Raw genomic sequence first — 13,009 nt, forward strand, 5'->3', positions numbered from 1 at the left:
CCTTTTTTAACCTGCTTCTGAAAAACGTTCAGCCCGTGCCCGATAGAACTGGTAAAGCACAAGGGCAATGATTGATAACACGATACCTGAAATATAAGGCAGCCCTGCAGCTTTGGCAAACAGCCAGCCCCCAAGAGGGGGACCGATAATCCGACCGAGTGAATCGAAGGAAGACAGCAGGCCGGTAACACTGCCATGACCCGAGGAGGAGGTTTTTGTCAGAAGGGCGGACACACTTGGACGAATGACGCCATTTCCAATTCCGAAAATGGACAGGAAGATAGCAGCCGTCGTGAAGTTATGGACAAGAAGAATCAAGCCAAATCCGACTGCGGAGAGAACAATTCCCCCCTGAATGACCTTTCCTTCTCCATACTTTTTCGTTAAACGGCCGACAAGTCCCCCTTGCACAAGAGCACCTGCAAACCCCATGATCATGAAGATGTATCCAAGGTGATTCGTATCAAGTCCCGCTTTTTTTGCGGCAAAATAAGCAAAGGTAGCTTCGAGTCCTGATAAAGAAAGTGAAATAAACAGCTGCAGAACGAAAAGGATTGAAACCGCACCCTTGAACGCTTCCCACCTGGATGCGCTTTTTCCATTTCCGGTCGTTCTCATGTCTTTTGGCAGTGATTCCTTTAATACAAAAAGAACCAGAAAGAACGTAATGAGCGAAGACGCTCCGGCAAGATAAAAGGGAGTGTTCAGACTGGACTCGGAAAAAATACCGCCAATAGCCGGTCCAAAAATGAACCCAAGGCCAACGGCAGCTCCGACAATGCCCATGCCTTTCCCCCGGTTTTCAGGGGTTGTAATATCCGCCACGTAGGCCATCGTTGTCGGCATATTTGCAGAAGACAGCAGTCCCCCGGCAATGCGGGCCGCAAACAGCATCCAAAGCTGGCTGGAAACAGCCATTAAAAAGAAAGAAAGAGCCAGCCCGGCGATCCCGATCAGCATAACCGGCTTTCGTCCAATCCGGTCAGAAATCCGGCCCCAAACCGGGGCGAAAAGCAGCTGCATCAAAGAATATACAGCCATCAGAAAGCCGAGCTGTGCAGGACTTGCGCCGACCTTTTCCGCAAAAAAAGGAAGGACAGGAATAATGATTCCGAATCCAACCATTACTAAAAACATCACTAAAAATAAGATTGGCAACGCTTTTTTATTTTCCAATCTCAGAATCCCCCCTGATGAGATCGTTCATCTTTTTCTCTGTTCTTTTATTAACTCTATTAACGTACCTCTTTTGTTTCTTTTAATCAACTAACAGCCTATACATTTTGAGGAACGGAAGCTTCTTTTATGTGATCGGGAACCCTGCTTGTTTTTAAGAAAATGTACAAGCCGGTGCAAACCAGAAAACCGCCGGCTCCCTGAAAGAGGGAGATACTTTCATTCAGCATGAAATAAGCCAGGATGCTTGCGCCCACCGGTTCGCCAAGGATATTGACGGAGATGGTGGTTGCACTTACATAATTCATCAGCCAGTTGAACAGCACATGCCCGAATACAGTAGGGATAATGGCCAACAAAAAGAAGATGAGCCAGTCGTGGCCTCCATATCCAGTCATGGGAATGCCGGCAGCCCCATTATACATCGCAAACACAAGGACAGCTGAAATAAACACGACAAGGCTGTAGAAAAAAGAAGGGATATGACGCAATAAGTGCTGTCCGATAAGCATATGTACAGCTACGGCAAGCGTGCCGAATAGGGAAAGTAAATCCCCCAGCAAGTTTTCAGCAGAAATTCCGATATCCCCCCATCCGATAAGAGCGGCACCGCAAATTGCAACCGCCATTCCCATAAGAGAGGCAGAGGATGTTCGTTCTTTAAACAAGAAAAAAGCTCCGATTAAAACAAACACCGGCTGCAATGCCAGAATAATGGTAGAACTTGCCACCGTAGTCAGCTTGAGTGAGCCCATCCATAAAAGGAAATGAAGGGCAAGAAAAGTTCCGGATAAAAAAAGAAGCAGCCACTGTTTGGGTTGAATCAGTTTAGCTTTCTTCCATTGATTTTTTGTAAATGGAAGCATGAAAAGAATCGTAAACAGCAGACGGTACATGCCCTGAACAGAAACAGGAGCATCAGAGAGTTTCACAAAAATAGAAGAAAACGATACGGCAACAATGCCGACAATCAGCGGAATAAAAACCGGAATGGGACATTTTGTTTTTTCCATGGAGGCCTCCAGCATATACTCGATTTATCTATAAGAAGTATACAAGATTTCTGACAAAAAGCACCAAGATTCTGAAAAGATATTGCATCCATTCCAAATAAAAGCCAGTTCCAAATATGGAACCGGGCTTCTGGCGTTTACAGGAGCTATTTATTATGTGCGTTGTTTACAGGAAAAGTTTCCGCTGAAAAGGCGGCAAAGCGCATGAATGGCAAGTACGCCTGCCACCATCAGGGCAGAAAGCCGTCGTACAGAGAACATTGTACTGATCCGTGAACTGGTCTGTCGTTTTTCCATTCAGGGAAGAGCATTGGCCAGGTAATTAACAGCGAGAACGAGAGCCAGTCCTGAAGCATTGGAAAATGAGCGTATCAAATCTGATTTCATAGTATAGTCTCCTTTCAGCTGTCAGTCATGTCTTAGCAGTACCCTTTGCAAAAAGGTTCAAGCGGGTTCAAGGAATAAAGCATCCGAAAGAGAATTATGTACTTCAAGCATGACATAAAAAGGAAAAGCCAGGAGGTAAAAATTGATGAGAAAACTCGCAAATGGTGCAGCCATGCTTGATGTGAATGTGAACGGAATGCTGATTCATCCGGTCCTTGTCTGGGACGAGAAATCTGCCGTTTTGATCGACACAGGTGTGCCAGGCCAGCTGCAAAACCTTCGGAAAGAAATGGAGACGGCTGGTGTTCCCTTCCAAAATCTTACGCATGTTATTCTAACGCATCAGGACATTGACCATATCGGCAGCCTGCCAGAACTGCAGGATGCCCTTGGAGAATCTCTTACTGTATATGCACATGAAAACGACCGGCCGTTTATTGAAGGTGATAAGCCTTTAATAAAAACCGACCGCAGCCGGCTCACTGATGCAGAATTTGAGGCTCTTCCCGAGATGGCCAAAGCATTCTATGAAACACCGGCACCGGCTTCCAAGGTGCATATTCCGTTAAAAGGCGGAGAGGAACTTGAATTGGCAGGCGGCATATCTGTTATTTTAACCCCGGGGCATACACCTGGCCATATCGGCCTCTACCTGAGAAAAAGTAACGTGTTGGTTGCTGGAGATTCAATGTACAGCATTAATGGTGTCTTGTACGGACCCCACAAGGAAACGGCGCTGGATTTGGAAGAGGCCGAGAAATCCATCCAGCACTATGCCATTTATCATGTAGAACAGATTGTTTGTTATCATGGGGGGCTCTGCAGCGAAAACGCTGGGGAACAGCTGCAAAAATTGATCCATCAAACCTCTCAAGCATAAAAAAAGCAGTCCATGGCTATGGCCCTGGACTGCTTTTTTTAGTTCGCTTTGTGGACACTGCTGCTGACAAGTTCCCAGCGCATAAATTTATATTTCCAGATCGAGTCGGCAAAGGCTACAGAATCGCCATTGGCAATTCCAGATATGCGCTGGACGCCCCGCAGTTCAAACACACCGTCTCCGTTCACATCCAAAGGGGTCAGCATGCTGAATTTATTTGCAGAGATTTTGATGGGTTTAATGAGTGTCCCGTTTTTATACACCTCGGATGTTTCATATTTTTGTTTTCGTTCAGCCAGGTTGATGGATGTAATTTTACCGGTGTTTTTAACCAGAATTGTGGCGTGATAACCGTCCGTAAATCGTCCGCTGATCCCGAGAGAAGAAGGAACCGGGATTTCAACAACATGGTTGTTCTTTGATGAAACCAAATGGAAAACAGAGGTGCCGCCCCGTCCTCCGGTTTCCGCTGAAATATAGGTTTCCGGAATACGGTCGCCATTAAAATCAAAGAATTGAATGTTTGGGTGATATCCACCATCATTTAAATTCAACGTGGTAAAACGGCGGGTAGCCCCGTCCTGAAAAATCAGGAAAAGATTTTCCGAATATATATTTTCCTGCTTTTCCTTCTCACCCATTAATGTGACAATATCGGGCCGTTTGTCTCCCGTTACATCCATTTTCCGCTGATCGATCACGAAAATGGATGAACCACTTTTGCTATCAATGTTTTCTGTCTGTGGGTCGAGCGGGGTGGCATGTATGGGTGAACCAGCAGTAATCAGCAGGATGAGGAAAAGAAGCAGATTAAAAAAGATAGACTTCACGTGTGTTGCCTCCTTTTTGCCTTCTTGGCTTTAATATGCGGAAAACATTGGCATATCATACCGGGATATGTTGTTTAATGTAAAAAAAATGAAATGATCTTTTACGGATTAACCGAAGATTAATCTGGGTATAGAAGCGTAAGGAGGTAATAACAATGAAACAAACAGCCAGTATGAAACCATGGATTCTAGTTGGGCTGAGCACCTCTGCAGCAGCGGTTTGGTTATCATCCAAGCCGAACAGAATACGCACGAAATTAGCATTCAATACCATCAAAAGAAAAATAAGGCCTGACTATTCTTGTAAAACAAAAGTGTTGCCCATTGATAAAGGCGGCCAGCCGGATCCCAGTGACTATGAAGATTCAAAAATGGTTTCCGAAGGTTCTGCCTACGGAGTCCAATATTTTAATGAAAAAAAGCAGTGAAATAGTACAAAACCATTACGTTTTATTACAGCATCATGACATCAGCTAAGTTCACCTCATCCGTATGTTATATTATGTTGAAATAACATACGGATGAGGTGATTTACATGAAAACAAAAATTTTCATCTTAACCGCAATCCTTTTGTTTGTCACTTGTACGGCGTATGCAGCCGAATCCATCAGCTTGAAATCATCGGGCGGAGATAAAACATCATCTTCTGCGACATTTGATGGTTCCTATGCTACCATTTCTATTAAAAAGACTTCAGGCAGCGGAAAAATCAAGCTGGAGCTTTGGAAAAAGCACTTATTCTTTAGGAATGAAAAAGTTGGACAGACGGCTTGGGTAAGCAGTAAAGGAGTAGGCTACCAAAAGGTTTTTAATCTTGAAGATTCCGGTAATTACTATCTTAAAGTAGTAGATTCTGGAAAAGCAGGCGGCAATGGAATTGCTGTCAATTATAAAGCCACCTCATTTTTGCAATGAGATACTTAGAAAAACGGAAGCGAAGGTCTCCAGACCTTCGCTTCCGTTTTTCAGTTGCATACAAGAAATCCGAAAAAGTGACAAAAGAAAGAGAATACATCTCTGTATTCTCCAGTCCGTCATCTTTCTCCCGGGTAAAATTTTTCACCCAGTTCCCAGGATTCTACAAGCTTGTAGGCTGTTTGCTGCGGATAGCCCATCCCGTACAAATAAGCCATGGCGGCTGTCTCCCGCAAAGCATGTTCATAGGAGGTTTTTGGCGCCTCGGCCAAGCCCCGCTGAACAAACCATTCGACCGACGTCATGGTAGATAATTTTAAGGGATTGTTGTATGGTGTGTAGTAACTTCCTCCCGGCATCCCCGGGTATCCTGCACCGGCGCCAGGCGCAGCCCCTGGCATACCACCAGGGATGGCGCCAGGCATTCCTCCAGTCGCTGCGGGAAAGGGCATGGGACCGGGGTAAGGTGGATATGGATATGGCATCACGTTCGGTTCACCTCTTCTGTAAATGGCCTTCATGACATTGTAGTGTATGCCAACGCCTACTAAACGGTGCGGGTCGGATGTTTATCAACAGAAACCCATTGAATGATGCTGGATATTTAACCTAATGTAAATTTTAAGTATAATGGAATGGGTACAATAATTTGAGCATAAAGGCAGGGGAAAGCTGAATGAAAATTTTAGTTATGAACGGCAGCCCGACAGCAGAATCAAGAACAAGAGGAATCGCTGAATATGCAGCAAACGTTTTGCAGGAAAAAGGGGTGGAAGTGACGTTTTTCGACGCTGGCAAGGATCGTCTTCCATTGTATACAGGCGATACAGCGGAACAGGAAAACGAAGCGGTGCAGAAGTTGATCCAGGCAGCAGATGAAGCACAGGGCTTCTTCATTTGTACACCGGAATACCACAACGGCATGAGCGGGGCGCTAAAGAATGCGCTTGACTTCCTCACAGGCAATCAATTTAAAAACAAACCGGTGGTGATTACTGCGGCTGCCGGTGGAGGAAAAGGCGGAATCAACGCACTGAATAACTTGCGCACAGTAATGAGAGGACTCTACTCATTGGTGATCGCTGATCAGTTTGTGGCAGATCCTATTCATTTTAATGACGAACGCGAGCTTACAGAAGAACTCGCCACGCTTCGTGTGAATTCGCTAATCGATCAATTGGTGGATCTGACAAAATTGGTATCATCCCATGCTAAAAACTAAAAAACAAAAAAAGAGGCAGCTTCCCTATGGAACTGCCTCTTTTTTCTATGATTATTTAAACCAGCTTGAAAGCTCAAAGTACCAGATGACGCCGAGAAAAAGGAATCCAAGCGACAAAACAATGTATTTGACGTATTTCACAAAGATTCTCCTATCTTTTTTATCAGTATGGCCCAAAAAACCAGAGAATAAAAAAGAGTTGGCAGGGAACTTTGTATAGTTTTGTAAGTTTATCACTTCTTTTGTTGAATCCCTTCTCAAATGCTTGGTTTTTATAGATAATATCTCTGTGTATCGAATAATGATGTTGGAATTGATAGAAAAGGAGAGCATTGTGAGTGAGTACTACAGAATATCGCTTAAAAGGACTGTTGGAATCAATTGGAGCAAAGAAGGAAGAACTGATCAGGCTGGCTTTTCTCAGAGGGTTTACGAATCATGAGACGGTTCAATGCAGCCAGGAGTTGGATGGCCTGTTGAACGAATATCAAAGAAATTGCTGTTAAGACAGACTGACAAGCTTCTGGGTTAAAAGATCAACCCGTGTCAGGATAGCCCGTTTGATTAGGACCGGGTGATCGTTCCTGAATTCGCTGAGCAGTCCCCTGATTTCGGTGACCAGGTCCATCTCGCTTTCAAGAAAAGCAACCGGGTTTACTTGCCTGGGGAAGTTAATGACATTATTTTTCATCAAAACACCTCCGCGTAACATACTTCTATTTGCATATATACATTCCATAAAAAAAGCAACATCCCTGCATGAAATTGTAAATGTTTTGAAAAACGTAATTCCAGATTCCATCAGTAGCAGCCGGTTTGGCCATAACTTATGGTTTTTTGCATTTTTGTAAAAAGGTTTCCTGACAAGTGTAGCTGTTTTATTTTGACCAGTATGAAAGCAAGTCTATCAACCGGTGAAATCCGCCCTGAGCCAAGGATACAAGAGCACAGCGGTCTACGGTAATGAAGGAGGCGCAGGGCGGGCGATCAAAGATTCGGGCATTCCGAGGGAAGAGCTGTTTAATACGACGAAGGTGAATGCGACCAAGGTTATGAAACGACAATTGCCGCATTTGAGGAATTATTGAAAGACGCTTCGCAGAAAACCATGGTGGGTGTGGCACAGGTTATTCTTCGGTATTCTTCGGAGGGATCTTCAAAACAGGGGTGGTTAACACCGTATCCAGGAAAATTCCGAGTTTTTTGGTTTTGAACTCAAACAGGAAGAACTAGACAACATCAATGTGTGGAATGAAGACCGCCGAATCGGTTCAGACCCTGACAATAATGATTTTTAAAGAAATGGATAGTAAAGAGCCGCCGGTAAGGACACCGGCCGGCTCTTTGCTATGTTGATCAATTGTAATAAGCGTTCATTTCTTTGAGTGCAGAAAGAAGATATTCCCAAGTTCGGATAGTTGAAGGAATGCTCAGATGCTCTTCTGGTGTATGAACATCAAACATATCGGGGCCCAGGGAAATAGCGTCAATATGCGGCAGTTTTTCGGCAAAGATTCCGCATTCCAGCCCGGCGTGGATTGCCACAATTTCTGGGCGTTTTCCGTAACGGGCTTGATACACTTCTTCAAAAAGCTTCTGAATCTTTGAATCCTTGCGATACGGCCATTCGGGATAATCCGCCTGAGTCGTGAAAGTGGAACCTGTCACCTGGGCTATGACCTCATTTTGCTTCAGGATCTGCTCTTTTAAGCTTTTTACTGAGCTTCGGATTTCACTCACAAATGTGATGGTTGATGCAGTGCTTGAAACCACACCCAGATTGGTGGAGCTTTCGGTAAGTCCTGCAATTTCCTGGCTCATGGATTGTACCCCGTTTGGAATCAGCATGAGCGAATGGATGACAGATCGGGTGGTTTCATCGGAGTAAACCCTTTCCGGCAGGTGGTCAACTTTCTCTGCTGTTACGCTGATTTTGGGATCGGATGTTCTTAGTTCTTTTTTGAAAGTTTCCTCCCAGGCGGCTGCCACCTCCGGGAGGCGGGAGGCATGTGCTTCCGGCACATGAATAACAGCCTCTGCTTCACGAGGAATCGCATTTGATTTTAATCCGCCGGAAATGGAAGACAAGTGGAAATTGAATTCTTCAGATAAACCTTTCAAAAACCGTCCGAGAAGTTTATTGGCATTTCCCCTGCCTTTTTGTATAGACATGCCGGAATGGCCGCCAAAAAGACCGCCGATCTGAACCTGGAAAACGCTCGTTTGCTCGTGTGGAGAATCCCACTGAATGGGCAAACCTTGAGCAGCGGTGATGCCGCCTGCGCTGCTGACCAGAAGCTTGCCCTCTTCTTCAGAATCCAGGTTAATGAAGATCTCTCCGGAAAAATGCTCAGGGTTTACCTCCAGAGCTCCCTTCATTGTTGTCTCTTCTTCCGTCGTAATAACCACTTCGAGAGCGGGGTGGGGAATATCACTGGCATCTAGGAGTGCGAGCGCATAGGCAACAGCGATGCCGTTGTCCGCTCCAAGAGTAGTGCCACTCGCGTAAAGCATGTCCCCTTTGATCTGCAATTTAAGCGGTTCTGTATCAAAGTTATGGAGGGTTCCTTTATTTTTTTCACAGACCATATCCATATGGCCTTGAATAATAATAGCCGGAACATGCCCGTATCCTTCCGTTGCTTCTTTTTTTATGATAATGTTGAGGGCTTTATCCTGAATCACGGGAAGATTCCGGCTCTGCGCAAAACGAAGCAAATAGTCACTGACTCCTTTTTCATTGCCGGAGCCCCGGGGCATGGAAGAAAGTTCTGCGAAATAATGAAATACAGGGTGTTTTTTTAATTCTGCCAATGTCATGTCCATTCATTTCATCCTTTGTCCTGATTTTTCTGTAATCACATATGTCTAGAGTAGAGAAAGCTGCCGAAATAATCAATGGCACAGCACATTAACAAATGAATCTTAGTTGCTTGACTCTATTCATTTCCTCTTGTAGAATTATCAGGTAAAGAAGATTGCGAGTGCGCAGGTACACCAAGAACAGCATACTGGCTCCGTAGCTCAGTGGATAGAGCGTCGGTTTCCTAAACCGTGCGTCGCAGGTTCGATTCCTGCCGGGGCCGCCACTAGATAAAAATATAACTGGCAGCGCGGTGCTGTCTTTTTTTATGCTTTTACCGGCATAATTTGAACGTTTTCTGAACACTGTAAGAACTTAATGTGACATTTATCACAAACATGTATTAGTTCTGTTAAAATAGAGTCATACTAATGATAGATATGAAAAGATGGTGATCTTATGGGTGAAAATGCTGCTCCAAGCATTTTTAAAGACTATATACAAATTACAAAGCCTGGTATTATCACTTCAAACTTATTGGGAACCATAGCCGGCTTTTGTATCGGAGCGAGAAATTTGTCTTCTAGCCTCAGTTTATGGGAGTTGTTCTTTTGGACAGTTCTCGGGACCGTTTTTGTTATCGGATCGTCCGCCATTGTTAACAATGTTTACGATGCGGATATCGATAAGCACATGGAACGGACAAAAAACCGCCCGATTACCAATGGAAGAATTCCAAAGCGGAATGCGATTTTACTTTCCATTGTAATGATTGTGATCGGTGAATTAATTCTTGGCCTGATGGTGAATCCAATAGCTGCACTGATTGGTTTTATAGGATTTGTGTTTTACGGTTTTGTATATACCATGTCCAAGCGGGTAACAGTTGTGAACACGGAAATTGGCTGTATTTCAGGCGCCACTCCTCCCATTATTGGCTATACGGCTGTAACCGGAGAATTTGATTTGATTGCATTGCTTCTGTTTGTTTTCATGTTTGCATGGCAGCCACCTCATTTCTTTGCTCTGGCGATGAAGCGTGCGGAAGAGTATAAGAGTGTCAATGTGCCCATGCTGCCAAACAAGGTAGGCTTTAAGCAAACAAAGGTTCATATTTTAATCTATACCGTCTTTGCCGTTGCAGCTTCGTTGCTTCTGTATTTCTTTAATGTTCTGGGCATCTGGTATTTGATAGTGGCAGGTATTCTGGGAGCAGTCTTCCTGTTCCGTGCCATTCAATCCTTTAAATTTAAAGAAAAGGAAAGCGAACTGGTCTGGTCCGGGAAAATGTTCAAGTTTTCCATTATGTATTTGACGTTAATGTTTGTGACCATGATGTTTGCTCCACTTTTCGGATAATGTAACCAAATAAAGAAGGAAACCCCTGTTTCGGCAAAAACACCGAGCAGGGGTTTTTTGTGTTTTAAAGTACAGTAAACTGATTCTGCTTAGTCGCTAAATTGTAAACTTTATGGCGTTTAAGGGTATGATAAAAAAGGTATTTAACATGTAATTGAGGCATGATCAGGAGGTGCAAATGCATGCAGAAAAGTAAACCTATCATCGTTCCGCGTTACACCTTTTCAGAAATTTACGGGCCTGATCTGATTTTTAATCCCAGGCCATCGTTTGCCCATAATAAATGGATCCCGGATTGTCCGGTCAAGCTGGATTTGTTAACCGGAAGCCAGTTTGCTGTAATGGGAGATATGCCGGTCATTTGCAGCCGGTCCGTAACAACCAGGCAGGCGACTGATTTATATGAAAGGGCCGGACTTCAGCTTCGGTTTCCCATGCATTATTACTCCACTGAAGAAGATTACCGCAACTTGTTCAAAAGGCTAGAAAACGAACGGAAACAGATGGTGGTACAGCACATTCATCCGGAGGAAGAAATGTCAGCTGTAAACTACTGGATTGATCCGAAGCTGGTTCAGTTTTTGAACAATAAAGCAAATCTTGAAGAGCTGGTGCCAGAAGGGCATGCTCCAAAGCGGGTGAGCACCACTGCAGCAAAGCTTCATGAACATCTCGAAGCTTTTCCGTTTCCATGTGTTGTTAAAGCAGCGACCAATGAAGCCAATGCGGCAGGCTTTGATGTATTTATCTGCAGAACTGATGAAGATATCCAAAAGGCCGAGAAGTTTTTTGAAACCTGTGAAGGCATCGTAATCGAAGAGTTTTTGGAGATTGAACACAATTATTGCGTTCAGTTTGCCTGTACATTTGATGAGAAACTGATTTATCTTGGCAGTACCGTTCAAAATATCGATGATAACGCAAAATATAAAGGAAACTGGGTGGACGAAGATTCGGAACCCGATAGTGAAGTCATAAAAGTCGGCAGGCGAATTATGGAAGAGGGCTGTAAAAGAGGCTACAGGGGAATTGCCGGTTTTGATATTGCTGTTACGCCGGATGGCAGAAAGATTGCATTTGATTTAAATTACAGGGTCAATGGTTCCACGGCGGCCCTGCTTTTGAAGGACAGCATCACGGAGCAGCTTGGGAAAAAGGTTGTCAAATATGTCTCCTGGAAATCAGCAGGCGGAATTGAACCGTTATATGACACGGTAAAACAAGCGGTTGAAGACGGATATTTTGTACCGCTTTCCATTTATAACGGAAGCGAAAGTCCCTATGAGGATGCGGATACACTGATTCAGGGACTGGTCCTTGGGGACAGCAGGTACGAGGCTGATCAAAAAGAACATATTTTTCAACGGGCTGGTCTTTCCTGAACCCGTAACAAAAAAACTCCGGTAAGGAGTTTTTTTGTGATTGTTTAGTGAAGTGGGGTTAGGGTAATTACTAGTAAGAGAGCTATACGGATAAAGGAGGATAAGCAATGAGTAAAATGGTAATCGGGGTATATGATTCAGAAAGCGAAGCGATTGAACGCATTCAAGCATTGGTTGACCAGGGATACAATGCCAAAGACATATCCATCCTGGCTAAAGATGATGGAAAAATGGACCGGGTGGCTGACAAGACCAATGTTTCAGAAGAACATTTGGATGAAGATGTTAACGAAGCAGCCTATGGTACGATTGCCGGGTTTCTTTCGGGTATTGGCGGAGCCATTGCTGTTCCGGGTCTTGGCGTTCCAGGTATTGGGCCGCTCCTCGCAGCCGGGCCGTTTGCTTCCATGTTTTCGGAGGATTCAGAGGAAGACTTGAAAGAGCTCTTAATGTCCCTTGATTTGTCAGAACGAACGGCGGAACGCTATGTTCAGAAGGTTGAGCAGGGAAGTGTGATGGTTTTTCTGGAAAAGGATGCCGTAAAGCTTTAGGATAGGGGAATACATACTATCAATTCCAAGCGGATAGCTCGGAAAAACATTTGACAAATAGAAATCCCTGGTATATGATAGAGCACATCAAGTAAATATGACGTATTTCTTATCCAGAGAGGTGGAGGGACATGGCCCTTTGAAACCTCGGCAGCGGGTTTTTCATTTTTTGAAAAAACACTGTGCCAATTCCACCAGGTTCACTAAAGAACCTGGAAGATAAGAAGAGCAAATTCTCTATTATGGAATTAACATTCTCTTCTTGTCTTGGAAGAGAATTTTTTATTGCAAAAAAACTGAATGGTTTTCTTATCCAGAGAGGTGGAGGGACTGGCCCTTTGAAGCCTCGGCAGCGGGTTTCCGGTAAACGGAAATACTGTGCCAATTCCGGCAAGCAGTGAGCTTGGGAGATAAGAAGAGAAGCTTTAATCATTATTAACAGGCCTCTTCTTGTGTTCACAAGAAGGGGTTTTTTTATTGGAGCAGTTTG

General features: G+C 44.2%; 15 protein-coding genes, 1 tRNA gene and 2 riboswitches. Of the genes, 10 read left to right on the forward strand and 6 right to left on the reverse strand.

Annotated elements, in window-relative coordinates; all coding sequences use genetic code 11:
* Window positions 1–6 precede the first annotated feature (6 nt).
* Window positions 7–1,176, reverse strand: coding sequence for an MFS transporter (locus BLT53_RS00130; protein ID WP_090231853.1), 1,170 nt, complete (start codon window positions 1,174–1,176; stop codon window positions 7–9).
* Window positions 1,177–1,274: 98 nt separating this feature from the next.
* The gene (locus BLT53_RS00135) at window positions 1,275–2,189 is read right to left on the reverse strand and encodes a DMT family transporter (RefSeq protein WP_090231855.1); all 915 of its coding nucleotides are present in this window, start codon (window positions 2,187–2,189) and stop codon (window positions 1,275–1,277) included.
* A 532-nt stretch (window positions 2,190–2,721) separates the two neighbouring features.
* Between BLT53_RS00135 and BLT53_RS00140 the strand changes: the two genes are divergently transcribed.
* On the forward strand, window positions 2,722–3,456 hold the full coding sequence (locus tag BLT53_RS00140; protein ID WP_090231857.1) for an MBL fold metallo-hydrolase: 735 nt from the start codon (window positions 2,722–2,724) through the stop codon (window positions 3,454–3,456).
* Between the two features lie 38 nt (window positions 3,457–3,494).
* On the opposite strand, the gene BLT53_RS00145 is transcribed toward BLT53_RS00140, so the two are convergent.
* Window positions 3,495–4,286 carry a VCBS repeat-containing protein gene (locus BLT53_RS00145; RefSeq protein WP_090231858.1) on the reverse strand — a complete coding sequence of 264 codons (792 nt, stop codon included), beginning with the start codon at window positions 4,284–4,286 and terminating at the stop codon, window positions 3,495–3,497.
* 155 nt (window positions 4,287–4,441) lie between these two features.
* Here BLT53_RS00145 and BLT53_RS24595 point away from each other — a divergent pair, with 155 nt between their 5' ends.
* Both BLT53_RS24595 and BLT53_RS00155 read left to right on the forward strand, forming a co-directional pair.
* Entirely contained in the window at window positions 4,442–4,714 is a 273-nt protein-coding gene (locus BLT53_RS24595; protein ID WP_139168353.1) for a hypothetical protein, read from the forward strand.
* 107 nt (window positions 4,715–4,821) lie between these two features.
* Entirely contained in the window at window positions 4,822–5,202 is a 381-nt protein-coding gene (locus BLT53_RS00155) for a hypothetical protein (RefSeq protein WP_090231860.1), read from the forward strand.
* Between the two features lie 119 nt (window positions 5,203–5,321).
* On the opposite strand, the gene BLT53_RS00160 is transcribed toward BLT53_RS00155, so the two are convergent.
* Complete coding sequence (locus tag BLT53_RS00160) at window positions 5,322–5,690, reverse strand: hypothetical protein (RefSeq protein ID WP_425284640.1); 369 nt, start codon at window positions 5,688–5,690, stop codon at window positions 5,322–5,324.
* Between the two features lie 188 nt (window positions 5,691–5,878).
* On the opposite strand from BLT53_RS00160, the gene BLT53_RS00165 reads away from it, so the two are divergent.
* Both BLT53_RS00165 and BLT53_RS00175 read left to right on the forward strand, forming a co-directional pair.
* Entirely contained in the window at window positions 5,879–6,424 is a 546-nt protein-coding gene (locus tag BLT53_RS00165; protein ID WP_090231861.1) for an NADPH-dependent FMN reductase, read from the forward strand.
* A 338-nt stretch (window positions 6,425–6,762) separates the two neighbouring features.
* Window positions 6,763–6,930 (forward strand): aspartyl-phosphate phosphatase Spo0E family protein, encoded by a 168-nt coding sequence (locus BLT53_RS00175; protein ID WP_090231865.1) that lies wholly within the window; start codon window positions 6,763–6,765, stop codon window positions 6,928–6,930.
* Here BLT53_RS00175 and BLT53_RS00180 read toward each other — a convergent pair.
* A complete protein-coding gene (locus tag BLT53_RS00180; RefSeq protein ID WP_090231866.1) occupies window positions 6,927–7,115 on the reverse strand; it encodes a hypothetical protein in 189 nt (62 codons plus the stop codon). The genes BLT53_RS00175 and BLT53_RS00180 overlap by 4 nt on opposite strands.
* Before the next feature lie 223 nt (window positions 7,116–7,338).
* Here BLT53_RS00180 and BLT53_RS24855 point away from each other — a divergent pair, with 223 nt between their 5' ends.
* Complete coding sequence (locus BLT53_RS24855) at window positions 7,339–7,512, forward strand: hypothetical protein (RefSeq protein WP_170834176.1); 174 nt, start codon at window positions 7,339–7,341, stop codon at window positions 7,510–7,512.
* 268 nt (window positions 7,513–7,780) lie between these two features.
* Here the strand turns inward: BLT53_RS24855 and BLT53_RS00190 are convergent, their stop codons facing one another.
* Window positions 7,781–9,250 carry an aminoacyl-histidine dipeptidase gene (locus BLT53_RS00190; RefSeq protein ID WP_090231868.1) on the reverse strand — a complete coding sequence of 490 codons (1,470 nt, stop codon included), beginning with the start codon at window positions 9,248–9,250 and terminating at the stop codon, window positions 7,781–7,783.
* A 187-nt stretch (window positions 9,251–9,437) separates the two neighbouring features.
* Here BLT53_RS00190 and BLT53_RS00195 point away from each other — a divergent pair.
* The 4 genes from BLT53_RS00195 (at window position 9,438) to BLT53_RS00210 (ending at window position 12,519) form a co-directional block, all read left to right on the forward strand.
* Window positions 9,438–9,513 (forward strand) — tRNA-Arg (locus tag BLT53_RS00195).
* A 173-nt stretch (window positions 9,514–9,686) separates the two neighbouring features.
* Window positions 9,687–10,586: a heme o synthase gene (gene cyoE / locus BLT53_RS00200; protein WP_090231869.1), complete on the forward strand. Its 900-nt coding sequence runs from the start codon at window positions 9,687–9,689 to the stop codon at window positions 10,584–10,586.
* A gap of 182 nt (window positions 10,587–10,768) precedes the next feature.
* Window positions 10,769–11,968, forward strand: coding sequence for an ATP-grasp domain-containing protein (locus tag BLT53_RS00205; protein ID WP_090231872.1), 1,200 nt, complete (start codon window positions 10,769–10,771; stop codon window positions 11,966–11,968).
* A gap of 107 nt (window positions 11,969–12,075) precedes the next feature.
* The gene (locus BLT53_RS00210) at window positions 12,076–12,519 is read left to right on the forward strand and encodes a YflT domain-containing protein (RefSeq protein ID WP_090231873.1); all 444 of its coding nucleotides are present in this window, start codon (window positions 12,076–12,078) and stop codon (window positions 12,517–12,519) included.
* A gap of 106 nt (window positions 12,520–12,625) precedes the next feature.
* A riboswitch (SAM riboswitch) is annotated at window positions 12,626–12,745 on the forward strand.
* An 80-nt stretch (window positions 12,746–12,825) separates the two neighbouring features.
* Window positions 12,826–12,936: riboswitch (SAM riboswitch) on the forward strand.
* Window positions 12,937–13,009 lie beyond the last annotated feature (73 nt).

Origin of the sequence: Fictibacillus solisalsi (assembly GCF_900103485.1) — a bacterium.
In the GTDB taxonomy this organism is placed as follows: domain Bacteria; phylum Bacillota; class Bacilli; order Bacillales; family Fictibacillaceae; genus Fictibacillus_C; species Fictibacillus_C solisalsi.